27 protein-coding genes are annotated in these 23433 nt (G+C 28.1%); 12 read left to right on the plus strand and 15 right to left on the minus strand.

The genetic code is table 11. From position 1 onward, the window contains the following. Nucleotides 1-2 precede the first annotated feature (2 nt). The 12 genes from IPM32_14590 to IPM32_14645 all read left to right on the plus strand — a co-directional run bounded on the left by IPM32_14590 (nt 3) and on the right by IPM32_14645 (nt 10054). Nucleotides 3-560: a gamma carbonic anhydrase family protein gene (locus IPM32_14590; protein ID MBK8946480.1), complete on the plus strand. Its 558-nt coding sequence runs from the start codon at nt 3-5 to the stop codon at nt 558-560. Then, nucleotides 557-1012: an rRNA maturation RNase YbeY gene (gene ybeY, locus IPM32_14595; protein ID MBK8946481.1), complete on the plus strand. Its 456-nt coding sequence runs from the start codon at nt 557-559 to the stop codon at nt 1010-1012. The genes IPM32_14590 and ybeY overlap by 4 nt, the downstream gene beginning before the upstream one ends. Next, on the plus strand, nt 1002-1460 hold the full coding sequence (locus IPM32_14600) for a DUF494 family protein (protein ID MBK8946482.1): 459 nt from the start codon (nt 1002-1004) through the stop codon (nt 1458-1460). The genes ybeY and IPM32_14600 overlap by 11 nt, the downstream gene beginning before the upstream one ends. 10 nt (nt 1461-1470) lie before the next feature. Further along, entirely contained in the window at nt 1471-3687 is a 2217-nt protein-coding gene (gene topA / locus IPM32_14605) for a type I DNA topoisomerase (protein ID MBK8946483.1), read from the plus strand. A 9-nt stretch (nt 3688-3696) separates the two neighbouring features. Continuing rightward, nucleotides 3697-4587 carry a tyrosine-type recombinase/integrase gene (locus tag IPM32_14610; protein ID MBK8946484.1) on the plus strand — a complete coding sequence of 297 codons (891 nt, stop codon included), beginning with the start codon at nt 3697-3699 and terminating at the stop codon, nt 4585-4587. 9 nt (nt 4588-4596) lie between these two features. Then, nucleotides 4597-4899, plus strand: coding sequence for a ribosome-associated translation inhibitor RaiA (gene raiA / locus IPM32_14615; GenBank protein ID MBK8946485.1), 303 nt, complete (start codon nt 4597-4599; stop codon nt 4897-4899). After that, nucleotides 4899-5909, plus strand: a complete 1011-nt coding sequence (locus IPM32_14620; GenBank protein MBK8946486.1) for an HPr kinase/phosphorylase — start codon at nt 4899-4901, stop codon at nt 5907-5909. Before raiA ends, IPM32_14620 begins: the two co-directional genes overlap by 1 nt. 86 nt (nt 5910-5995) lie before the next feature. After that, a complete protein-coding gene (locus IPM32_14625; GenBank protein MBK8946487.1) occupies nt 5996-6952 on the plus strand; it encodes a peptidoglycan DD-metalloendopeptidase family protein in 957 nt (318 codons plus the stop codon). Next, complete coding sequence (locus IPM32_14630) at nt 6952-7182, plus strand: DUF2795 domain-containing protein (protein MBK8946488.1); 231 nt, start codon at nt 6952-6954, stop codon at nt 7180-7182. The genes IPM32_14625 and IPM32_14630 overlap by 1 nt, the downstream gene beginning before the upstream one ends. Nucleotides 7183-7200: 18 nt before the next feature. Next, the gene (locus IPM32_14635; protein ID MBK8946489.1) at nt 7201-8304 is read left to right on the plus strand and encodes a hypothetical protein; all 1104 of its coding nucleotides are present in this window, start codon (nt 7201-7203) and stop codon (nt 8302-8304) included. Then, nucleotides 8301-9131, plus strand: coding sequence for a stage 0 sporulation protein (locus IPM32_14640; GenBank protein MBK8946490.1), 831 nt, complete (start codon nt 8301-8303; stop codon nt 9129-9131). The genes IPM32_14635 and IPM32_14640 overlap by 4 nt, the downstream gene beginning before the upstream one ends. Before the next feature lie 80 nt (nt 9132-9211). Continuing rightward, complete coding sequence (locus IPM32_14645) at nt 9212-10054, plus strand: 3-hydroxybutyryl-CoA dehydrogenase (GenBank protein MBK8946491.1); 843 nt, start codon at nt 9212-9214, stop codon at nt 10052-10054. Between the two features lie 69 nt (nt 10055-10123). Here IPM32_14645 and IPM32_14650 read toward each other — a convergent pair whose 3' ends face one another. The 15 genes from IPM32_14650 to IPM32_14720 all read right to left on the minus strand — a co-directional run bounded on the left by IPM32_14650 (nt 10124) and on the right by IPM32_14720 (nt 23407). Further along, nucleotides 10124-10333, minus strand: a complete 210-nt coding sequence (locus IPM32_14650) for a hypothetical protein (protein ID MBK8946492.1) — start codon at nt 10331-10333, stop codon at nt 10124-10126. 2 nt (nt 10334-10335) lie between these two features. After that, nucleotides 10336-11256 carry a diacylglycerol kinase family lipid kinase gene (locus tag IPM32_14655; protein ID MBK8946493.1) on the minus strand — a complete coding sequence of 307 codons (921 nt, stop codon included), beginning with the start codon at nt 11254-11256 and terminating at the stop codon, nt 10336-10338. A gap of 35 nt (nt 11257-11291) precedes the next feature. Continuing rightward, nucleotides 11292-11675: a holo-ACP synthase gene (gene acpS, locus IPM32_14660; protein MBK8946494.1), complete on the minus strand. Its 384-nt coding sequence runs from the start codon at nt 11673-11675 to the stop codon at nt 11292-11294. Nucleotides 11676-11684: 9 nt separating this feature from the next. After that, nucleotides 11685-12599 carry an MCE family protein gene (locus IPM32_14665; GenBank protein MBK8946495.1) on the minus strand — a complete coding sequence of 305 codons (915 nt, stop codon included), beginning with the start codon at nt 12597-12599 and terminating at the stop codon, nt 11685-11687. Continuing rightward, entirely contained in the window at nt 12592-12948 is a 357-nt protein-coding gene (locus tag IPM32_14670) for a hypothetical protein (GenBank protein ID MBK8946496.1), read from the minus strand. Before IPM32_14670 ends, IPM32_14665 begins: the two co-directional genes overlap by 8 nt. Continuing rightward, nucleotides 12945-14216 (minus strand): HlyC/CorC family transporter, encoded by a 1272-nt coding sequence (locus IPM32_14675; GenBank protein MBK8946497.1) that lies wholly within the window; start codon nt 14214-14216, stop codon nt 12945-12947. Before IPM32_14675 ends, IPM32_14670 begins: the two co-directional genes overlap by 4 nt. A 35-nt stretch (nt 14217-14251) precedes the next feature. Beyond that, nucleotides 14252-14689: a single-stranded DNA-binding protein gene (gene ssb, locus IPM32_14680; protein MBK8946498.1), complete on the minus strand. Its 438-nt coding sequence runs from the start codon at nt 14687-14689 to the stop codon at nt 14252-14254. Between the two features lie 27 nt (nt 14690-14716). Beyond that, entirely contained in the window at nt 14717-15184 is a 468-nt protein-coding gene (locus IPM32_14685) for an SPOR domain-containing protein (protein MBK8946499.1), read from the minus strand. A 60-nt stretch (nt 15185-15244) separates the two neighbouring features. Further along, nucleotides 15245-16633 carry a hypothetical protein gene (locus IPM32_14690; protein ID MBK8946500.1) on the minus strand — a complete coding sequence of 463 codons (1389 nt, stop codon included), beginning with the start codon at nt 16631-16633 and terminating at the stop codon, nt 15245-15247. A 14-nt stretch (nt 16634-16647) separates the two neighbouring features. Further along, nucleotides 16648-17913: an outer membrane protein transport protein gene (locus IPM32_14695; protein MBK8946501.1), complete on the minus strand. Its 1266-nt coding sequence runs from the start codon at nt 17911-17913 to the stop codon at nt 16648-16650. Nucleotides 17914-17982: 69 nt separating this feature from the next. After that, nucleotides 17983-18483 carry a hypothetical protein gene (locus IPM32_14700; GenBank protein ID MBK8946502.1) on the minus strand — a complete coding sequence of 167 codons (501 nt, stop codon included), beginning with the start codon at nt 18481-18483 and terminating at the stop codon, nt 17983-17985. Continuing rightward, nucleotides 18476-19978, minus strand: a complete 1503-nt coding sequence (locus IPM32_14705) for an acetyl-CoA carboxylase biotin carboxylase subunit (protein MBK8946503.1) — start codon at nt 19976-19978, stop codon at nt 18476-18478. The genes IPM32_14700 and IPM32_14705 overlap by 8 nt, the downstream gene beginning before the upstream one ends. Nucleotides 19979-20037: 59 nt before the next feature. Then, nucleotides 20038-22386 (minus strand): endonuclease MutS2, encoded by a 2349-nt coding sequence (locus IPM32_14710; GenBank protein MBK8946504.1) that lies wholly within the window; start codon nt 22384-22386, stop codon nt 20038-20040. Next, nucleotides 22376-22957, minus strand: coding sequence for a CvpA family protein (locus IPM32_14715; protein MBK8946505.1), 582 nt, complete (start codon nt 22955-22957; stop codon nt 22376-22378). Before IPM32_14715 ends, IPM32_14710 begins: the two co-directional genes overlap by 11 nt. A 3-nt stretch (nt 22958-22960) precedes the next feature. Then, a complete protein-coding gene (locus tag IPM32_14720; GenBank protein MBK8946506.1) occupies nt 22961-23407 on the minus strand; it encodes a GatB/YqeY domain-containing protein in 447 nt (148 codons plus the stop codon). Nucleotides 23408-23433: the final 26 nt, after the last annotated feature.

Below are 23433 nucleotides of genomic sequence, written 5' to 3' on the forward strand. Positions count from 1 at the left end.
CAATGAATTACGAAACAAATTTTGATGATAAATTATTTCCATATTTAGATCTTTTCCCAAAATTAGATGAAAATGTTTTTTTGGCAGAAGGTGTAAAAATTATCGGCGATGTTGCAATTGGTAAAAACTCAAGTGTTTGGTACAATTGTGTAATTCGCGGCGATGTGCATTACGTAAAAATCGGATACGATACTAACATTCAAGATTTAAGTATGCTTCACGTTACGAATAAAAGATTTCCATTAAATATTGGTAATAAAGTTACAATCGGTCATTGTGTAAAATTACACGGTTGCACAATTAATGATTTATCATTGATTGGAATTGGAGCAATAATTTTAGATGGAGCAATTGTTGAAGAAAACTCAATGGTTGCAGCTGGTTCTGTTGTAAAACCGAAGTTTGTTGTTCCATCTGGAAAATTAGTTGCCGGAGTTCCAGCAAAAATAATCCGTGATTTAACAGAAGAGGAAATTAAAGATTTGGCTGCATCGGCAGAACGTTATAAAAAATATACGCAAATCACAATTGATTCACTTAAAAACAGAGTGAAAATTTGATAAAAAATCTTACAGTTTATTCAATTCCCAAAATTAAAATTGATAAAAGAAATGTTCACAAACTTGTGTTATTGATCAAGAAAGAATATTCTTTTAACATTTCTTCACTTATAATAAATTTTATTTCAGAAAAAGAAATTATTCCAATCAACCAAAAATATTTAGATCATAATTTTTCCACTGATATAATTACCTTTAATTATTCTGGAGAAAATGATACTTTAGACGGTGAAATTTTTATTTCTTTTGATGATGCATGTTTTAACTCAAAAAAATTTGATGTTTCTATAGATATTGAACTGATTAGGTTAGTTATTCACGGAATTTTACATTTATTGGGATTTGATGATAAAGACAAAATTGCGAGAAAGAAAATGAAAATTGAAGAAAATAGATTAGTAAATAAATTTCAGAATGAAATTAAAAAAATTACGATAAATTATGACTGCTAAAATTGTTGAAGTTCTAGCTAAAATTTTAGAGGGACTTAAAAAAAATTATACTATAGAAGAAGTAACAAAAAAACTTAAAACAAATAAAGATTTTGATGAACAAACAGTAAGTGCCGCATTTAGTTTGGTTTTCGATAAATTTTTAACAAACCGTTTAGAGCTAAGAAAAGAAGGAAAATTAGCAAATAAAGGTTTCAGAATTTTAACAAACGAAGAAATAAATATTGTTGGAACTGAAAATACCAAATACATCCAGCATTTAGTAAATGTCGGGCTTTTAGATCCAATCGATGTAGAATTACTTATTGAACAAATGACAATGTTTCCGGAAGAGAAAATTTCCAAGGATGATATAAATTGGATTATTCTTTTCTCATTAGTAGATTTCGATTCAGAAATATTACCGGGAAGCAGAGTTTTGTTATACTCATCCGATACAATAAACTAAGGAATTTTAAATGGCTAAAAATCTTGTTTTGGTGGAATCTCCATCAAAAGCTAAGACTATTAATAAATATTTAGGTAAAAATTATATTGTTGAAGCTACAGTTGGTCATATTAAGAATTTACCGAAAACAAAGTTAGGAATTGATATTGAAGACGGTTTCAAAGTTCAGCTTTTAAATATTAGAGGTAAAGGCGATACCATAAAGAAAATTAGAAAACTTGCCGGAAAAGCTGAAAAAATATTTGTTGCAACTGACCCGGATCGTGAAGGGGAAGCTATTGCACAAGATATTGTAGAAGTTTTAGAAGGAAAAACAGAAGCTCATATCTATAGAGTTTTGTTTAATGAGATTACAAAAAATGCTGTAAAAAAATCAATGGAAAATCCATTAGAAATTAATGATGCATTGGTTCAATCTCAAAGAGCAAGACGTGTAATGGATAGAATTATTGGTTACAGTATAAGTCCGTTATTGTGGCGTTCAATATTAGAAGCTTCCGGAAATTCACTTTCTGCCGGAAGAGTTCAATCAGTTGCACTTAGACTAATTTGTGAGCGCGAAGAATTAATTGATAATTTTATTCCAACAGAATATTGGGTAATTTCTGCTGAATTTAAATCTGAAAACGGTGATATTTTAACTGTAAAACTTGCAGAAAGAGACGGCAAACAATTAAAAATTCAGCCAAAACCGGAAATGAGTGATTCTGATTGGGAAGAATTTTTAGTTAAAAATTTTGCAATCACAAGTATAGATGAAGCTGAAAAAATTCTTGAAGAAATTAAACATGCAAATTCATTTATAATTAGTGATATTTCAAAAAAGCAATCAAAAAGAAATCCTTCACCTCCATTTATTACAAGCACATTGCAAGCGGAAGCTTCTCGCAAATTGGGTTTTAGACCAAGAAAAACAATGACAATTGCTCAAAGTTTATATGAAGGAATTAAACTTGATAAAGGTGAAATTACTGGTCTTATAACTTATATGAGAACAGATTCAACCAGATTAAGTGAAGATATTATTTCTTCTGCAAGAAATTTTATTAAAGAAAATTACGGGAATAATTATTTACCAAATCATCCAAAGTTATATGATAAGAACAACAAAAAAAATGTTCAAGATGCTCATGAAGCAATTCGACCAACTTCTTTGGATTATTCTCCTCAAGCTGTAAAAGAATTTTTAGAAAAAGATCAGTTTAAACTTTACCAACTTATTTGGCAAAGATTTGTTGCTTGCCAAATGGAATCTGCAGATGTTGAATCAACGAATGTTTCGGTAAAAGCAGATAAAAATATTTTAAAAGCATCCGGTTCCGTAGTAACTTTTGATGGATTTTTAAAAGTTTATCAAGAAGAAAAAGAAAACGGAAATGAAAATGGTGAAAGTTCACAAATTCCTGCTGGATTAAAAATTGATCAAAATTTATTTTTAAATTCTGCTGAAAAATCTCAACAATTTACAAAACCACTTCCACGTTATACAGAAAGCACTCTAATTAAAGAGCTTGAAAGTAACGGAATTGGACGACCAAGTACCTATGCTTCAATAATTGGAACAATTCAAGATAGATTTTATATCGATCAAAGTGAGAAAAAATTAGTTCCAACAGAATTAGGCAAAAAAGTAAATTCTGTTTTAGTGAAAAATTTTCCAAAAATTTTAGATGTAAATTTTACTGCTAAAATGGAAGACGAACTGGATATGATTGCTTCGCAAACAAATAATTATATCCAAGTTTTAGAAGATTTTTATAATCCGTTTTCTAAACAATTGAATATTGTTAAACATAATTTAGAAAAAGTAATTTGTGAAAAATGCGGCTCAGAAATGGAAATTAAAATTGGCCGTTTTGGAAAATATTTTGCATGTACGTCATATCCAAATTGTACAAATATTAAATCAACTAATGAACTTAAAACAAAAAATAGTGAGCCGGAATTTACCGGTGAAGATTGTCCAAAATGTGGAAGTAAAACTGTTTTTAGAAGTGGAAGATTTGGGAAATTTATTGGATGTGAAAATTATCCAGAATGCGATTTTACTAAACAAATTACATTGGGAATTAAGTGTCCGGTTTGCAGTGATGGTGAAGTTGTAACACGAAGAGCAAAAAGCGGAAGATATTTTTACGGATGTAGTAATTATCCAAAATGCGATTATGTAAGCTGGAACAAACCAGTTCAAGAACAAGTAAAAAGCGAAACTGAACAATCAGAATAAAAAAATTTAATGATATCAAATACTCTTAACGAAAGTATAAATGAATTTATTTCAAATCTTTCTGCAATTAAAAGAGTTTCCAATAATACAATTATTTCTTACCAAAATGATTTAAAGCAGTTTATCGATTTTCTGGAAGAAAAGAAAATTGAAGAATTAAAATTTATTTCTGAAAAAATTATTAGATCATTTATTCTGAATCTAAATGAACAAAATTTCGGCAGAACTTCAATTTCAAGAAAATTATCTGTATTGAGAGGATTTTTTAATTTTCTCATTCAGATTGAAAAATTGAAATCAAATCCACTTGAAAATATTCACAATCCAAAACTCCAAAGAAAACTTCCGGAGATAATTACTCTTGACTCTTATTTAAAAATTCTTAAATTTCTGGATGAGGAACAAAAAGATAATAGAAACAATAAACTTATTTTTGAATTATTATACGGTTGTGCACTTAGAGTTTCAGAACTCTGTAATCTAAATTTTGGAGATATTGATCTGAACCGTAAAAGTATAAAAGTTTTGGGTAAAGGAAGCAAAACGAGATTAGTTCCACTAGGTGAAAAATCTCAAATTATTATGGAAGATTATCTTTCATCTAGACCGCAAATAAAGAATTCTGATCCTTTAATTCTTACCGATTCTAATAAACGAATTTATCCAAAATATGTTGATAGATTAGTAAAAACATATTTTTCCAAAGTTTCTGATATTGCAAAAAAAAGTTCACATATTCTTAGACATTCTGCCGCAACACACATGTTAGATAATGGTGCGGATTTACTTGGAGTTAAAGAATTATTGGGACACGAAAATCTTTCAACAACACAAATTTATACACATGTTAGTGTTGAAAGACTAAAGCAAGCATATAAAAACGCTCATCCAAAATCATAAGGAGTTTTTATGAATGTTAAAATAACATCAAGAAAATTTAAGGCGAAAGATTCATTGAAAGAAGAGATTACAAACGAATTGAAATCTCTTGAAAAATACAATGATGATATTTTGGACGCAAATGTAATCTTAAGTTATACACACAATAAAGATAGTATAAAAACTGTGGAAATTAATATAAATATTCCAGGAAAAACTTTATCAGCAACAGAAACAAGTGATGAATACGGAAAAGCTTTAACTTTGGTAATTCAAAAATTAATTAAACAACTTAAAACACTTAAATCTAAAAGAATTTCTAAAGCAAGATAGTGAACATAAACAATAAAAATATATTTAGAAAAGAAAGTATAACGGTCGATTTTTTCTACCAAAAAACCAAAGAGCGTTTTGATATTGAGTTGCTCAATAAAGATGTAGATTTAAACCGACCGATAATCGAACAAAATTTACACAGACCCGGTTTAGCACTTGCCGGGTTTGTAGATTTATTTTCCTACAAGCGAGTTCAAATTGTCGGTAATACCGAAGTTCATTACATGAAAAAATTAACTTTGGAAAAACGAAAAAATGCTTTGGAAAAACTATTTGGCTTTAATATTCCGTGTATAATTTTTACAAATTACAATAAACCGGAAAAAGAATTTTTAGAATTAGCAAATCAATTTAAAATTCCAATATTTCTTTCAAGCTTAACAACTACAAAACTTTCTTATTTAGTAAGTGATTTTCTTGATGATCAATTTGCACCGAGACTTTCTGTTCATGGTTCTTTTATTGATGTTTACGGAATTGGAATGTTGATTGTAGGAAAATCCGGAATTGGAAAAAGTGAAGTTGCTCTCGATCTTATTGAAAGGGGACATAGATTAGTTGCAGATGATGTTGTGATTTTAACTAAAAAAGGTGAAGGAATTATTATGGGCTCCGGAACCGAATTAGTGAAACATTTTATGGAAATTAGAGGAATTGGAATTCTTGATGTTAGAAGTATGTTTGGAATTAGAGCAATACGTTTTCAAAAAAGATTGGAAGTTATAATTGAGCTAGAAGTTTGGGATGATAAAAGTGAATATACGAGAACCGGATTAGACGCAAGAACTTCAAGCATAATGGATGTTGATATTCAAACTGTTAAAATTCCAATTGTTCCAGGTAAAAATATAACAGTTATTTGTGAAGTTATAGCATTAAATTATGTACTAAAGCATTATGGATATGATGCCGCCGAAGTATTAAATCAAAGATTAAGAACCAAAATTAAATCGAAAAATGCGGATACAAACAGATCTGTTGATTATTTTGAGCACGATTTTGAGTAATTTTTTTCTTTATTTAATTAGGTAAAATTGCTTGCTTAAAATAATGTCTTTTTGTATTTTCAAAACCAAATTAGTCAAATTAAGGTATGAAGAAAAGTCTTTATTATTACTCAGATAAAAAACTCCAATTCATCGAAATAAAGAATTTTTACTCAAAATTTCTTTCGTTAGTTGCTCTATTTGGGTTACTGTCTTCATTAATAATTTTTGGTGGATATCTTTTTATTTCTAGTTTTATAAATTCCACTTTTGATATAGAATCATTAAGTACTGAGAATAAAATTTTAAAATCAAAATACAAAGAAGTTGCAAATCATTTAATTGCACTTAATGAAACAATAGATAAGTTGAGAGAAAAAGATGATGCTCTTAGAATTTCAGTAAATTTAAAACCTTTACAAAATGATGAAAAGTATTTTGGTATTGGCGGTTCTGAATTTAAAGAAATTCTTCCAACAAGTATTTCTGATGTAAGCAATCTTTTAGAAAATTTGGATAATTCAATTAATACATTAAAGACAAAAATTACAGTTGCTGAAGAAAATTATAACGAAATAGAAAATTCCTTAAAAAATAATATTAAACTTTTTCAATCAATTCCGGCAATTTTACCAGCAGATGGAAATATTGGAGATAGATTTGGAATGCGTTTTCATCCTATTTTAAAAATTAGCAGAATGCATACCGGTCTTGATGTGGTTGTTGATACCGGAACGGAAATATTTGCGCCGGGCGATGGAAAAGTAATTGAAGCTGGAGTTCATTACGGCTATGGGAATACAATACAAGTTGATCATGGATTCGGTTATGTTACACTTTATGCTCATTTATCCAAAATTAAAGTTTCAAAAGGACAAAAAGTTAAAAGAGGTGATTTAATTGGATTATCCGGAAGTTCCGGTGAACTTTCTACCGGACCACATTTGCATTATGAAGTTTTACATGACGGAGTTCATTTAAATCCGGAAAATTTTATATTTAGTGATATTAAAGTATTTGATATAAATAATGAAAAAGTTCAAAGTAGGGGAGTGATACAATAATGATTTGGACTATAGAATTAGCATCCTATTTAGTTGATGCACCTTGGCCGGCTACAAAAGAAGAATTAATCGAATATGCCGATAGAATTGGAAGTCCGGTTGAAGTTATAGAAAATCTGAATGAATTAGATGATGACGAAGAAATATATGAAAGCATCGAGGATATTTGGCCGGATTATCCAAGCGATGAAGATTTCTTTTATTTTGATGATGAGAACGAATTCAATTAGTGAATTCCAAGAATAATAATGCATGAATTATTGCTTGATGTTAAGGGTCAAACTTCTGCATTAAATATTTTATTCAATATCTATTCTTCAAAAAGAATTCCCAATGCAATTTTACTAACTGGAATAGAAGGTGTAGGTAAATTCTTCTCCGCTATTCAGTTTTTAAAATTGCTAAATGGAAATTCCAATTCAATTAATAACAAAATTTCAATTCTATCAGAACCGTTTGTAAAACTGATTTTTCCATTGCCAAGAGGTAAATCAGAATCAAATTTTGATATGCCGCTTGATAAATTAACCCAAGATGAAATTGAAACAATTAACGAACAACTGAAAGAAAAATCATTAAATCCATATCATCAAATCTCACTTAAAAATGCGAATAATATTAAGATCAATAGTATTCGTGAAATAAATAAAGTCCTTTCTCTTAATTATGATGAAATACAGTTTAGAGGAATAATTTTACTTGATGCTCATAAAATGAGTATTGAAGCACAAAATGCTTTTTTGAAAAATTTAGAAGAACCTCCAAACGGTGTAATATTTATTTTAATATCGAGCCAACCAGATAAACTTTTAACAACAATAAAATCAAGATGTTGGACAATAAATTTCTCACCTTTACCAGAAACTGAAATAAAAAAAATATTAAAATATCGATATAAATATTCCGAAGAAAACATATCTGAAGTTTTACCTTTCGTAAACGGCTCAGTAACAAATGCAGTTTTTTTGTTAGAAAATAATTTTGAAAAATATATTCAAAAAGCTATTACAATTTTAAGATATTCTTTAGCTGGTAAATTGTTTACGGCAACAAAAGAATTTTCTAATCTTCTTGATAATAATACCGTAAATAATCTAAGTACAATAATTGATTTAATAATTACGTGGTTCAATGATACTTTAAGATCAAAATATGAAATAAATAATATTAAGTTTTGTAACTATAAAGATACATTAGAAAAATTCAATAATAGATTTCGCAAATCTGATATTAATGAAATTATTGCAAAATTGGTTTTATTAAGAGATGCTGCGGATCGGAATGTTAACTTGAATCTTATAATGATGAATGTTATATTTGAGTTAGCGTCTATTGGAATGAAAGCAAAATGATTGATAAATCCCAACCGAATTCACACAACCATCACAGTCTATCAAACACTCTTATTGACGATAATTATTACAATTTAGTTCATGATAAAATTACTAAAGAATTAATTTGCTGTAATTCTGAAATTCTTGAAATTCAACCCAATGAAAAAATTATTGAAGAAATAAATAGTAACGGTAATTCAAAAATATTAATTGCAAAAAGTAAGGGTCTTTTAGGTATTCACTTTTGTGAAAACAGTGGAAATTTACCCATTAAATTATTTGATGATGTAATTTTAAAAGTAGATGATGAATTTGAATTTGCTACAATTATAGAAACCGGTAAAATTGTAGATTTCAAACTTTCCAAGATTGAAACTAGTGAAATGAAATTGCCAGTAATTGACAGAGTTGTAAATGAAAAAGATATTGAAAGAAATATAAGTAATGTTATTAATTGCTCAGAAGCAAGAAAAATTTTCTTAAAGTATGTTCATGAACTTTCTTTGGATATGAAATTAGTTGATATACATTTTCAATTTGATAGAAAAAAATTATTCTTTTTTTATACTTCAGATGGAAGAGTTGATTTCCGCGAATTGGCTAAAAAATTGGCTGCTACATTTAAAACCCGAATTGAATTAAGACAAATGGGTGTTAGAGATGAAGCTAAAAGAATCGGGGGATTAGCAACTTGCGGAAGGGAATTTTGCTGTACAACATTTATCACAAACTTTAAGAGAATTACTACAGACATTGCCGAAGAGAATAATGTGGCAAACAGCATTTCAAAATATACAGGTCCTTGTGGAAAATTAAAATGTTGCCTTTCTTTTGAATTGGAATAATTTAATTTATCGGGAGCACATAAGTTAAACAATATAATACTTCTTATCAGATTTAATTTAATGTGAAAGCTAATATGGAAATTAAAAAAATTGTAGTTATTGGTGCAGGAACAATGGGAAACGGTATTGCGCATGTTTTTGCACAGAATAATTTTAAGGTTGATTTTGTAGATATTTCTGAAGAATTAGTGAATAAAGGAATTTCAATAATTAAGAAGAATCTTGATCGCCAATTACAAAAAGGAATAATTTCGGAGTCTAATCTAAATGAAACAATTCTAAATATAAATCCAATAGTGGGAATTGAAAATATTTCAAGTAATGTTGATTTAGTTATTGAAGCAATAATTGAAAACAAATTAGCTAAAATCAATTTATATAATAAATTATTAGATATAATTAAACCAAATTGTATCATTTCTACAAATACTTCATCAATTTCCATTACTGAATTGAGTGCAAATATAAATGCTGATAAATTTATTGGAATGCATTTTATGAATCCCGTTCCAGTTATGAAATTAGTTGAAATTATAAGAGGATTTTCAACCAGCGATGAAACATTTTCAGCAATAAATGATTTAGTGATAAAAATTGGGAAAATTCCAGTAGAAGTAAACGATTATCCCGGATTTATTTCCAATAGAATTTTAATGCCAATGATTAATGAGGCAATTTTTGCACTTTATGAAAATGTTTCTAAAAAAGAAGATATTGATACGGTAATGAAATTAGGTATGGCTCATCCAATGGGACCGCTTGAATTAGCAGATTTTATTGGTTTAGATGTATGTCTTTCTATTATGAATGTTTTATATGAAGGATTTAATGATTCAAAATATCGTCCATGTCCATTATTAAAAAACATGGTTGCTGCAAAAAAATTAGGACGAAAGTCTGGTGAAGGTTTTTATAAATATTGACATTAATCTAAGTAAAAAAAATAACATTTATTTGTCATATAATGTATATTATGTAAACTAATAAATTCCCTATTTAATCAGATCTTGATATTTAATTATCAAATACAAAATAATTATTAACAGCAGAACAAATATTATTGGCGATCTTTTTCTTGTTGAATTATTAAAATTATTTCTAAACCCAAGTTTTCTTTTTCTTTTTTCTGATTTATCGGTTTCTGGTTTATAATATCTTGGCTGATAATCAAATTTTCTATTTTTGGGTTTCTTTAAAATCATTTTTATACCATTTCTATTATTTGTAATTTTTCTTCAAGAATAGAAATTTCCGCAGATTTCAAATTATCGCTTATTATTTCACCATCACAATGAAAATAATACGGTTTTTGCAAAATTAAATTTACTTTTTTTGTTTGCATTAATCTTGCTTCTGGAATTTCATTTACCTTATTAACTAGAGCTTTTGGCAATGCAACTAATAATCTTTTTCGAGAAATTTGTTCAAAAAAACTAACATCAAGTAAACCGTCATCAATTTTTGCATTCGGAGTTAAATAAAAACCACCTCCATGTGAAATTCCGTTTCCGAAAGTAATCATTAATTTATTTTCAACAATCTTTAAATTATTGATTTCAACATTTACATTTATCATTTTATAATTAAACAATGCTTTAACAACACTAATTAAATATGCTAAAATTCCGGATAAAACTTTATTGTTTTGAGTTAATGCACCAACATAGGCGTCAAATCCTATTCCGGCTCCGTTTATGAATTTATGATATTGATTATTTTGATTAACCGTATCATATTTTACTTCATATAAATCAATTTTTCGTGTTTTATTAGTTTCAATACCGCAAATAACTTTTAGATTTGAAATTAGATCTTTTGATAATTTTATATTTTTTGAAAAATCATTTCCACTTCCAATCGGGAGCACGCCAAGTTTAACTTTTGCAATTAGTTCATTTTTTATTCCGTTTACAACTTCATTTAAAGTTCCGTCTCCACCAACAGAAACAACAACTTCAAAATTCTGTAAATTCTCAAGTGAAAATTCAGTTGCAAATTTTGGATATTGAGTAATTATTAGTTTGTAATTTATACCTTCATTTTGTAAAAATTGTTCAATAATCGGAATAGATTTTTTTCCTCTTCCCTTTCCAGAAACCGGATTTACAATAAAGAGATATTTCATAATTTTAATTTATCATAGGAATTGATTTGATGAAATTAGTTTAAATGATTTGAATAAATAATCGCAAAACATGTAACGTAATTTTCTGAGTGACTCATGGAAATTTTTAACAATTTATCACTTCCAAGAAATTGTTGAAGTTTTCCGTGTAATTTAACATTTGGCATTCCGGAACTTTCATTAAATATTTCAATATCTTTCCATCTAAAACCCTTACTCCAACCAGTTGCCAAGGCTTTTGCAATTGCTTCTTTTGCTGCAAATCGTGCAGCCAAATGCTGAAATTTATTCTTCTTTTTTAAACAATATTCCAATTCTGTTTGAGTATAAATTTTATTAAGAAAAAGTTCGTCAAATTTTTCCACACTTTTTTTTACTCTCTCAATTTCAATTATGTCAATCCCAATTCCGAATATCATTTTAACTCGTTAAAAAAGATCAACATCGGCCTTAACTTCCAATCCGCCATTATCAAGTTGATTGTTTAATGTGTTTGTTAATTTTTTCAACTGTTCAAGAGATTCTTTCAAATTATTAAATAAATTTTCATCATATAAAATTTTTCCGATATTATTCTTACCGGATACAGTTTCATCTGCAATTTTATTAATATTTTGAACCAAAGAATCTGCATTTTGCAAAGATTTATTTGATTGTTTTAATAATTCATTAACTAAAGTTTTATTTTCAGAAATAAAATCATTAGTCTGATTTGTTAAATTTTTTGTATTATCGATAATTTGTGAAATATCACTTTTGTTAATAATAATCAATTCATTCAAATTTTTTGTAACTGATTGCAAATTAGAAATTGAATTATGCAGATTGAATTTAAACTCATCATTAGAAAAGTTAGAATTGATAAAATGCAAAGACGTTTTTAAATCTTTTATTACAGAAATCAAATCGTCTTCAACAGAGTTTAAAGTAGCCATAACTGTTGAAATATCTCCGGAAAATTTGCCATAATATGTCTTATCAAAATTTATTTTATTTTGAGAAGTTCCGTTTAATATTTCAATTTTTTTTCCGCCCATTAAATCCAGCATCATAATTGAAAATGTTGCATCTTCATTTAAATTTGGACTTTCTGTAAAATGAATTTTAACTAAGGCTGAATTCTCTTCAGAGTTTATTGATTCAACATAACCTTTTTTAACACCGTTCACACTTACTAAATCTCCAACTTCCAAGCCAGCAACTGTATTAAATTTAACATTCAACAACAAATTCTCTGAAGATAAATTAAAATTTCTTGCCCAGCCAAATATTAATGCTAAAAGAATGAGTGCAATAAATATAGTTATGCCAACTTTTAGTTCAATTTTTTTTTCTTCATTCATTTGTTTTTAGGGATTGTTTAATAAATGCAAATTCTAATGAATCTATTTTTGAATCTTTAATAATAAGTTCAATATTTTGTGATAGTTCTTCAAGTTTGTTAATTTTTTTTTCAACATTTTTATTTTCAAAACCTGTAAAGAATTTTTTCATTTCAAACTTTAATGAATCTACATACTCTTTATTTTGTAAATTATCTAAATCAGAATTTAACTTTGATTCTGCAAATTCTAAAACTTTATCTTTACCAATATTTATTAAGTCTTCGCCATGAAATTTAATTAAATAAAAAATTGTAGCAACAATTACTGTTAATGTAATAATTACCGTTAAAAAACATCCTTTTTTCATTGTGATAATTTTTCAACTTCTACTTTACTAATTCTGTTATTTTCTAATGCAATTACTTTAAATGAATATCCGTATTTTTCAAACTTATAACCAATATCCGGAATTGTTCCAGCATGATTAAAAATAAATCCACCCAAAGTTTCAAAATCTTCATTGGGAACTTCAATATCGATTTTCAATTTTTCTTCTAATTCATCAATATACACTTTTCCAAACATAATAAATTTATTTTCACTAATCTGCATAATTTCATCTTCTTCAGTATCGTATTCATCGCGGATTTCTCCGACAATTTCTTCCAAAATATCTTCTAAAGTTATCAATCCGGCTGTTCCACCGTATTCATCAACAACAATACTAATGTGCATGTTTTTCTCTTGAAATTCTTTCATCAATGCACTAAGTAATTTTGTTTCCGGAACAAAAAGACATTCTCTTGTAACTTTTTTAATGTTGAATAAACTTTCATTATTAAGATATGGAAGTAAATCTTTTGCATGAATTACGCCGATAATTGAATCTAAATCATTTGAATATACCGGTATTCTACTATGACCGGAAGTTTTAATTATTTCAATTAATTCGCTAAACGGAATATTTTCCGGAACAGAAATTATATCAACTCGCGGAGTCATCACTTCTCTTGCAAGTAAAGTTTTGAATGAAACTAATCCGTGAATTAATTCATGTTCTTCCTCTTCCAAAGTACCTTTTTCAATTCCGATATCTGCTAAATCAGCAATATCAGAAGTTGACAAAGCAGTTCTCGATTTATCATATTTTACATTAGATGTTAAAACTTTCATCAATAAAGAAAGTAATTTTGAAATTGGACTTATAATAATGCTTAAAAAATGTAATGGAATTGCAATAAGTTTTGAAGCTTTAACCGGATATTTATTTGCCCACACTTTTGGAGTAATTTCGGAAAATAAAATAACAATTATTGTTAGAATTATAATTTGAATTAGCAAAACTATATCAACCGGATAGTTATATATTTTTGCAATATCTAACGAAATAGAAACAGCAATAATTGATAAGGCTACATTGCTGATTGTGTTTCCAATAAGAATAGTAATTAATAATTTTTTTGGAAAAGCAATTAATTTTGTAATGTATTTCCCTAAGTGCTTAGAACGTTTATTAATTTCATCTAATTTTTTATCATCTAATGAAAATAATGCAACCTCAGAACCGGAAAATAATGCGGAAAATAATAGAAGAACAATAAGTAAAATTGTTCGATAAAACCAATCAACGTCCAAAAAATATTCTTAACCTATGTTATTTTACATAAAAACTAAAATGGGAGATCATCGTCTTCCGCAGTAGAATTATTTGTAGATTCTACTTGAACAAAATTGGCTGAATCACGTGAGCTATAATTTTGTGATCCGCCTTCCGAACTATCTAGAGGAATAATGCTAAGTTTATCAGCAATAATTTCTGTAATATAAACTTTTTGACCTTCTTTATTTTCATAATCTCGTTTACTTATTCTTCCTTCAATATAAAATTTTCTGCCTTTTTTTAAATTAGCTTTTAAGAAATCAGTAACACCAAATAATACTATATTATGCCAAGTTGTTTCATTAACCCAATTTCCATCTTTTCCTTTGAAACTATGTGAAGTGGCTATAGAAAAAGTTGTAACTTCAGTATTATTAGTTGTAAAACGATGTTCAGCATCTTGTCCCAAATTGCCAATCAACATTACTTTATTTAATGAAAATGCCATTGAAATTTCTCCAATAAATTATAAATATTATTCAGATACAATAAATGCATCTTTAAACATATTTTGATTCCATAAACCTTCTCTAACCATTTGCGCTTCTGGTTTAGTTTGGTAAGCAGAACTTCTAACCGTATAAAGTGAATTGGTACTATTAAAAACTATTGATAAGCTAAAAGGGACTTTTGATTTATTCTCATTTAAAAATTGTTCTGCTCTATCTTTTGTAGAAAATGCACCGAGCTGTAAGAAAAATCCATGTTGATTTGATTTAAAGTATTCATCTTTTTCGCTGTCATCATCATCAAAAGTAGTTTCAACTTCCTTTTTAACTTCATCAACTTTATTAGTTTTATTTTTTGAGTCATCAACTTCATCAAAAACGTAAACTTCTTCAGCATCAGCTTTTGCTTGTTTTTCTTCTTCTTCAGATGATTGAAAAATTGAACATGCTGAGAGAGATAAAATAAGAAACAGAATTAATAATATATTTTTCATTTTTTACACTTTGATTTGTTGGTAATACTCAAAAATAATCAGCTTAAACTAAAATATCAATTAATAAAATATTCTCTCAAAAGTACCTTTTTCAAATTTAGGAAGATTATTTTTATCATATTTAATTTTTTTCGCTAATTCCAAACTTCCCGGAACTTCCGATACATTTATTTTATCAATTTTAGCATTAAATGATTCATTAATTTTCTCAATAAATAAATTTGCAATTATTGCATAACCTTGACTTGTTGGATGAACTCCATCCAGACTAAAAATTCCACCTGAAATATAATCAGTTGTAAATTCAACTCCATTTGATAAATAGCCGTTTTCAGCTACTTCATTAAAAAAGTTATTAACATCAACTAAATGAAAACCATATTTTTGAGCTATGGTTGTGATTGATGAATTAAAACTACTTACTACATTTTTTACGATAATTTGCTCAGATGGATCTAAAACAAAATTATTTGGAAATGGATTTTCCGGAGCTAATCCAAACGGATAAGCAGTATTTACTCCTTCCGGAACGGAAATTGAATTTGATGAATAATATAAACCTTTTGTATCACCAATAAATTCAGCAGCTGCTGAACCTCTTAAAGTTATCATTGTTTTGTTTGTTGCTAAATCAGAAACCGAAGCTATTCCAATTGGAATCTCAGTAGAAGAGGATGAATAAACTAATCCTTGAATTTGCGGATTTTGTGATTGTGCAGTTTGTATATTTCTTCCGATAATTGGCGCTGCAGTTGTAAAAAATGGAATTGCACTAACATTAGGAATATTTGCAAGAACAACTGGAATATTTGCTTGTGCCAAACTTCCACAAAGCTGATCATATAAAAATGTAAAAGTTTCTGTTGGAGTATGAGGTAAAGTTCCTCCGCTTGTTGCATAACCTAAAATATCATTATTGCCAATCCATAAACTTACTAATGTTGGTTGAGCAGCTATTGCCATTTCAATTGGAGTTTTATCTTGATTTCTTAAAACAATGTCAAAGAAAACATTACTTTTGTCAAGTGCAGTTGCTGTACTTTTTGCAGTTAAAATATCCGGTAAAAGTGCTCCGGGAATCCCTAAATTATTATAAATTCCATTGTAATTCAGATTTGTTGGAGTTCCGGCATTTAATGATGCAGTTGAAGTTACAAGAGGATTTAAAGTTTTAATTTCAATTCTTCCGCCAATTCCGGGATCACTAATTGTCGGTTGAATAAATTCAACTCCAACTTGATCTGCAATTTGCTTTCCGAATGAAAATTCTTGTGCAGATTCATAAAGTGAACTTGATTGAAATCCTGCAGTTAAACTATTTCCTATAGTAACAAATTTTGTAAAGTTAGCTGTTCCAGTATCCGGTGTTGAAGGTTCTGTCAGTTCACTTCTGTCTTCGCAAGATAAAATAAAAAATCCAATAAAAATTATTATAAAAAATTTCTTCATAAGTTCTCCAAACATTAAAATTTATAAGCCAATGTAACTGAAAATAAATGTGCAATTGAATTATACATCCCGTTCATTGGTGAAATACTATTTTCAATACCGCTATAATTTTCTGCAGAATTTGTAATTTCTCTTTCATCAAATCTTAAAAACATATATGCAGCTTCCAATGCTATATTTTCATTAAGATTTAAAGTTCCACCAAAATTAAATCCCAATCTATCGGAATCCGGTAAAGTTGGGTCTAATCTTTCATCAGAAACCGGATTTCGATCATATAGAAACCCACCGCGAACAGCTAAAGATTTACTGTAATTATATTCTGCTCCGATTCTAGCAATAAAACCATTATCATATAATCTATCTGAAGTTGAAACAAGTAGTTCACCGGTTTCAGAATCAATAAATTCTTCAAACTGAACTTCAAGTTTATCATAACTATCCCAGCCAACATATTGATAATCTGCGGTTAATGTAAAATTATTCAAAGGTCTAATTGCAACCCCAAGAGTAATATTTTGCGGAGTTGTTAATGGTGCAGTAATTTTTCCATTTGGAAGCAAACCTTCAAATTGTGAAGAATATTCTGAAGGAATTGCATCACCTTCAAAATCAAATTTTACTTGACTTCTAAATGACAACCCAAGTGAAATTGCTTTTATTGGATGAACAAAAATTCCTGCTGTAAATCCTGCTCCATAACCTGTACCTTCTAAATTCAAAGATGGTTCACTGTTAAAAGGTGTTAAATTAATTTTTCTATTTATCAATACATCTCCGTAAGCAAAAACGTATCCAAAACCAACAGAAACTTCTTCCATAATTTTGTATGAAGCAACTGCGTTGAAAAAGAATGTTCTAATTTCGGTTTGAACCGTCATAAATCTGCCAACCCAATTTTCATCCCATTTTGTACCAAGTCCGTAATTATTGCCAACTCCAACACCAAGAAAAAATTTATCAAAAACTTGATGTGTAGCATATAAGTGAATTGGATTAAAAACTTGAGATTCCATTTTCGTTTCCGAAATTGATGGATAGGGACCTCTAAAAGTTGAACTTGGAAGAATTAATGTTGCTCCGCCAATAAAATGTGTGCCGTATAGTTGAGTAATACCTGCAGGATTAAAATAAATTGCTGATGGATCATTTGCTAATCCGGTAAACGCTCCGCCTAATCCCATTGCTCTTGAGCCTTGTTCGTTAATTTGAAATCCGCTGGAATAAAAATTTGAGAATGAAAGAATAATTAAATATAAAGTTGTAAGATATTTTTTCACCAAACCTCCTTTTAGAGTATAAAGCATTTTAAAGATAGCAATTAAAAATATCCAATTGCAACATTTATATTATTCTATAGTAAGTAAAAGTTGATTTTTTTCTACGGAATTTCCCGGTTTAATAAGAATATTTTTTATCTTTCCGGTTTTTGGTGAGTGAATTTCGTTTTCCATTTTCATGGCTTCAAGTAAAATTATTGGTTCTCCTTGATTTACATTTTCATATATATTTTTATAAACTTTTAATATCAAACCCGGCATTGGAGAAAATATTTCTTCGATTGAATTATTTGTTTCGGATTGCCTTAAATAATTTTCTGCCTTTTCTTCCAATAAAGTTTTTATTGATGTTTCAATGTAATGACCATCAATTAAAAATGTAATTTTATTATTATTTTTTTGTGTAACTGTAACGTGAAAAATTTTATTATCAATTTCTACTTTGTAGGTAAATTCAGAAAGTTTTGATATTTCACAATTGGATTTTTGTTCATTTATTTCAACTACAGAAAAATCTGAAGTTTTAATTAATATTTTTTGATTATCGATTGTTGAAATAAACTCATTCATAATTTTGATTTGACCAATTATTATTTGTTGAAATACAATTTTTTGATGGTTTTAAATTATTATTTCCAAACTTTAAGTATGCGCTAAGAATTGCTGAAATCTCTTTATATTTTTGATTTACATCTTTACGCCATTCATTCTTCTGCAATGTTAAAAAATGATTATCTAAAAAATTATTGTCAAATGTCGAATTCAAAAAAATCTCGTTTTCTAAAATCCAATTGAAAAAATTAATATTGGTTTTAACACCGGCAATTTGATATTCCCCAAGTGCTCTTTTCATCCTTTCTATTGCTTCATTACGATTTTTTCCCCAAGTAATTAATTTTGAAAGCATTGGATCGTAATAAATTGAAACATCTGAAAGAATATCAATTCCTCTATCAACTCTAACTCCGTTTCCGGATGGCAATCTATGATGCAATATTTTCCCAGTTGATGGAGCAAAATTGTTGTCAACATCTTCTGCATAAATTCTACACTCAATTGCATGTCCATTAAAATATATTTCATCTTGAGTAACAGATAATTTTTCTCCAGCAGCAATTTTAATTTGTTCTTTTACAACATCAATTCCGGTAATCATTTCGGTTACCGGATGCTCAACTTGCAATCTTGTATTCATTTCGAGAAAATAAAAATTCTCTTTTTGGTCGTATAAAAATTCAATTGTTCCTGCATTAAAATAATCAGCGGCTTGTGCTGCTTTTATTGCAATATCTGTAACTTTTTTTCGTAATTCATTTGTGAGCGAACCGGAAGGTGCTTCTTCTAAAACTTTTTGATGTCTTCGCTGAACAGAACATTCACGTTCAAATAAATGAACATAATTTCCGCATTCATCTGCTAAAATTTGCACTTCAATGTGTTTCGGATTTACAATAAATTTTTCAATATAAACCGAAGAATCTCCAAAAGCTTTCTGAGCTTCATTTTGTGCAAATTCTATTCCCTTTTGTAATTCAGCTAGTGAAGAAATTTTTCTCATGCCTTTCCCACCACCGCCAGCTGAAGCTTTTATCATTATCGGAAACCCAATTTCATTTGCAATATTTTCAGCTTCAGAAATATTTTTAATTGGATCAATAGTTCCCGGCACAATTGGAATTCCGTTTTCAATCATTAATTTTCTTGCGGCAGTTTTGTTTCCCATTAACTTAACAGAGTGAAAATTTGGACCAATAAATTTTATTCCTTTTTCAGTAACTTTTTTTATAAATTCAAAATTTTCCGAAAGAAATCCGTACCCTGGATGAATTGCATCAGCATTTATTTTAGTCGCAATTTCAATAACTTTATCAATATTTAAATAAGAATCCGAACTTGGCGATGCACCTATTCTGTAAGCTTCATCAGCAGATCTAACATGAAGAGAATTTTTATCAGCATCCGAATAAATTGTTGCAGACGTAATTCCCATTTCTCTGCAAGCATTAGTTATTCTCACCGCAATTTCACCGCGATTTGCAATTAATATTTTTTTGAAATATGACAAATTGATAGAATGGTTAAAATATTTATTTTAAGATAGGAAAAAAAAATGAGAAAAATTATTTATTTTAATTTTACAAAAGTTGTGCCTGCTCCGCCAAAATCTGCGTTAGCTAATTCAAATGATAAAACCATTTCATGGTTCTTTAATATTTGATGAACAGTTTCGCGCAAAACTCCTGTTCCTTTTCCGTGAATAATTTCAACATTTTTCAAATTGCTTAAAAAAGCATCATCAATAAATTTTATTAGCTCAAATTCAATTTCTTCGGGCTTTTTCCCTCTAATATCAAACCGCGAGCTTTCAACAGAATTTAGCATAAATGAATTTATCAATTCAGATTTTTCATCTTTATTTTTTTTGGTGTGAATTAAATTTTTGGATTTTACTTTTATTCTTAATTTTCCGGTATCAATAGTTATAATATTTTTTTCATTATCTATTTCAACAATTTCACCAGAAGTTCCGGAATCTTTTATTAGCACATAATCATTGACTTCAAATTTTTCTTTTGAATGAATTTCATTTTGAGGAATTTCAAAATTAATTTTTGTAAAATTTTTTATTTCTGCAATTTTTTGTTTTTCTTCAATTATAACTTTTTTATCTGCATTTGATTCTTTGATTTTTTTTATCGTATTCTCAAATTTACTATTTACATCATTCAAAAATTCTTCAGCCTTTTGTTTTGTTTCTTTTAATATTTTTTCTTTCTGTTCTTTTAATTTTTGATTTTCTCTTTCATATAAACTTGTTAAGCCTTGCAATCTTGAGTTTTCAATTTCAAGCTGATTTAATTTTTTATTCAATTGATGAGATTTATTTTCCAACTCTGCAATAAAATTTTCAACTTTAAATTTATTAGAATCCAAATGTTCTTTTGCTAAATCAATTATATTTTTTTCTAAACCAATTTTTGTTGCAACTTCAAAAGCATAACTCGAACCAGGAATTCCTTGTCGAAATTTATAAGTTGGGAGCAAATTTTCAATATCATATTCCATTGATGCATTTTGAAAATGCTCTAATTCTGAAGCGATAATTTTTAAATTTCCGTGATGAGTTGTTGTAACAACTATTGAATTTAATTCAGATAATTTTATTAAAAATGAAGTTGCAAGAGCAGTTCCCTCACTTGGATCAGTTCCGGTTCCGATTTCATCAATTAAAATAAGCGAATTTTCATCTGCATTTTCTAAAATATTTTTAATATTTCTAAGATGAGAACTAAATGTCGAAAGATCATCTTCAAGCGATTGTTCATCACCAATATCCATCATGATATTTTCAAAAAACATAAATTCAGAATCGGGATGAACCGGAATATGAATTCCCGATTTTACAAGAAGTGAAAGTAAACCTATTGTTTTTAAAACTACAGTTTTTCCGCCAGCATTTGGTCCCGTAATAATTGTAATATTGTTTTTATCAAAATTAAAATTAAGAGGAACTGTATTTTCTCTTCCAATTTTTTTTAACAAAATTGGATGGCGACCATCAATAATTTTAATTTTTCTATTCGAATTTATTTGCGGAAATGTTCCAATTATTTCAAGAGAATATTTTGCATTTGCAAAAATATTATCAAGATCGGTTATTGCATCAAATGCTAAAAGTAATGAATCGGAATTTTTACCTATTATTACTGTCAATTCACGCAAAATTCTTTCTACTTCCCTTTTCTCTGCAAAAATTAAAGATAAAATTTCGTTATTAAGTTCAAGTGTTTGTTCCGGTTCAATGTAAACAGTTTGTCCAGTATTTGATTCTGAATGAATAAATCCTTTTACGTGGCGCTTATGCTCAGCTTTTACGGGGATTACTAATCTACCTTCACGCTGTGTAATGTATTCTTCTTGAACTAAATATGAATTGCTTAAATCTTTTAGAATTTTTTCAACAACATTAGTTAGAATCGAATTCTTTTTAATTATTTCTTTTCTTATTTCATTTAATTTAGGACTTGCAGAATCTCTCACTTCTCCGGTTTCGCTAAAAATTTTGGAAAAAAGTGCTTCGAAATTTTTATCGACAAAAAACAAATTTGAATATTTGTTAAATAATTCTGAATTAGTTGAATTTGATTTTAAGAATGATAAAATTTTTCTTGAAATCTGCGCAAGTTCAAAAATTTTAATTATATCTTCCTTCTTTAAAACTGTACCTAAAACTTTACTTTGTATCAAAATCTTTTGAAGATTTGGCAGATAATTTATAGGAGGATATTCATAATTGATTAAAATTTCTTTGGCTTCAGAAATTAATTTACCTTTTTTGATTGCCGATTCTTTTTCCGAAAAAGGTAATTGTGATTGAATTTGAATTTTCCCAAACTCTGTTGCTGCATAGTTTGAAATGTAGTGTAAAACTTTACTATACTCAATTTTTTCTAAAACAGAATTATTTATCATTTTTGGAATTTAATGTATCTAAATCGATTGGTTCAGAAAAATCCTCGGGAATTTCTTTATCATTTTTACTATTAATATAATCTTTAAGGAAACCTTCAGTTTTAAAATTTGAACCAATGATTAAATCAATTATAGTTGGAGTTACATTGTAAATTGAACTGTAAAGAAGTGAGTTATCTTTATCATTCTGTTTGGGAACATTTAAAACATTTAACAGCAATAAAAATACACTTACAAAAAAAATAATTTGAATTGTTCCTGTTATTCCACCAAGAAGCTGATTGATAAATTTATTTACTTTATCAACCGGATGAACCAATCTTTTAATAATTGATGCAAACAAAATTGTTCCTAAAAAAATTACCAACCCGCCAATCATTTTAGCAAGATAAGTTTCATCGTTAAAGATTGGAGCTAATTTTTCTCCAATAACATCAGCGTAAGAAATCGCAAGATAAATTCCGAGAATTAAACCCAATAAACCAATCAGTTTTCTAACTAATCCGTCTTTATATCCAAGAATAAATCCGATAAAAATAATTACAATTAAGATGTAATCAATATAATTCAAAATCTAACCTAAAAGTGATTCCACGATTTTTCTAATTTCGTTTCCATCTGCTAAACCTTTAAGATTTTTCATAGCAGCTGGCATAAGTTTACTAAAATCCGCTTTGGAAGTTGCGCCAATCTCTAGAGCAATAATTTTTATTTTTTCTAAAATTTCCTCTTGCGAAAGTTGTTTTGGTAAATAACTGTGAATTATTTCCAATTCTTGAGTTTCTTTTTCAGCAAGATCAATTCTTCCGGCATTTGTAAATTGCTCAATTGAATCTTTTCTTTTTTTTGCTGCAGAACTTAACATTTTAATTTCATCATCCGGAGAAAGTTCCTTTACAGCTCCACTTTTTTCATATTCTAAAATTAATGCTCTAATTGATCTAATTGTATTCAATTTAACTTTATCTTGCGATTTCATCGCTTCTTTTAAATCGTTATTAATCTTTTCTTTTAATGTCATTTCAATACCTATTACAAATAATATTT

Source organism: Ignavibacteriota bacterium (assembly GCA_016716225.1).
In the GTDB taxonomy this organism is placed as follows: Bacteria; Bacteroidota; Ignavibacteria; order Ignavibacteriales; family Melioribacteraceae.

Coding starts and splice junctions, on each gene's coding strand:
- acpS (MBK8946494.1), bottom strand. CDS start 11,675: ATGATATTCGGAATTGGGATTGACATAATTGAAATTGAGAGAGTAAAA.
- IPM32_14685 (MBK8946499.1), bottom strand. CDS start 15,184: ATGAAAAATATATTATTAATTCTGTTTCTTATTTTATCTCTCTCAGCA.
- topA (MBK8946483.1), top strand. CDS start 1,471: ATGGCTAAAAATCTTGTTTTGGTGGAATCTCCATCAAAAGCTAAGACT.
- IPM32_14610 (MBK8946484.1), top strand. CDS start 3,697: ATGATATCAAATACTCTTAACGAAAGTATAAATGAATTTATTTCAAAT.
- IPM32_14625 (MBK8946487.1), top strand. CDS start 5,996: ATGAAGAAAAGTCTTTATTATTACTCAGATAAAAAACTCCAATTCATC.
- IPM32_14635 (MBK8946489.1), top strand. CDS start 7,201: ATGCATGAATTATTGCTTGATGTTAAGGGTCAAACTTCTGCATTAAAT.
- IPM32_14630 (MBK8946488.1), top strand. CDS start 6,952: ATGATTTGGACTATAGAATTAGCATCCTATTTAGTTGATGCACCTTGG.
- IPM32_14700 (MBK8946502.1), bottom strand. CDS start 18,483: ATGAATGAGTTTATTTCAACAATCGATAATCAAAAAATATTAATTAAA.
- IPM32_14650 (MBK8946492.1), bottom strand. CDS start 10,333: ATGATTTTAAAGAAACCCAAAAATAGAAAATTTGATTATCAGCCAAGA.
- IPM32_14670 (MBK8946496.1), bottom strand. CDS start 12,948: ATGAAAAAAGGATGTTTTTTAACGGTAATTATTACATTAACAGTAATT.
- raiA (MBK8946485.1), top strand. CDS start 4,597: ATGAATGTTAAAATAACATCAAGAAAATTTAAGGCGAAAGATTCATTG.
- IPM32_14655 (MBK8946493.1), bottom strand. CDS start 11,256: ATGAAATATCTCTTTATTGTAAATCCGGTTTCTGGAAAGGGAAGAGGA.
- IPM32_14665 (MBK8946495.1), bottom strand. CDS start 12,599: ATGAATGAAGAAAAAAAAATTGAACTAAAAGTTGGCATAACTATATTT.
- ssb (MBK8946498.1), bottom strand. CDS start 14,689: ATGGCATTTTCATTAAATAAAGTAATGTTGATTGGCAATTTGGGACAA.
- IPM32_14720 (MBK8946506.1), bottom strand. CDS start 23,407: ATGACATTAAAAGAAAAGATTAATAACGATTTAAAAGAAGCGATGAAA.
- IPM32_14690 (MBK8946500.1), bottom strand. CDS start 16,633: ATGAAGAAATTTTTTATAATAATTTTTATTGGATTTTTTATTTTATCT.
- IPM32_14590 (MBK8946480.1), top strand. CDS start 3: ATGAATTACGAAACAAATTTTGATGATAAATTATTTCCATATTTAGAT.
- IPM32_14600 (MBK8946482.1), top strand. CDS start 1,002: ATGACTGCTAAAATTGTTGAAGTTCTAGCTAAAATTTTAGAGGGACTT.
- IPM32_14710 (MBK8946504.1), bottom strand. CDS start 22,386: ATGATAAATAATTCTGTTTTAGAAAAAATTGAGTATAGTAAAGTTTTA.
- IPM32_14640 (MBK8946490.1), top strand. CDS start 8,301: ATGATTGATAAATCCCAACCGAATTCACACAACCATCACAGTCTATCA.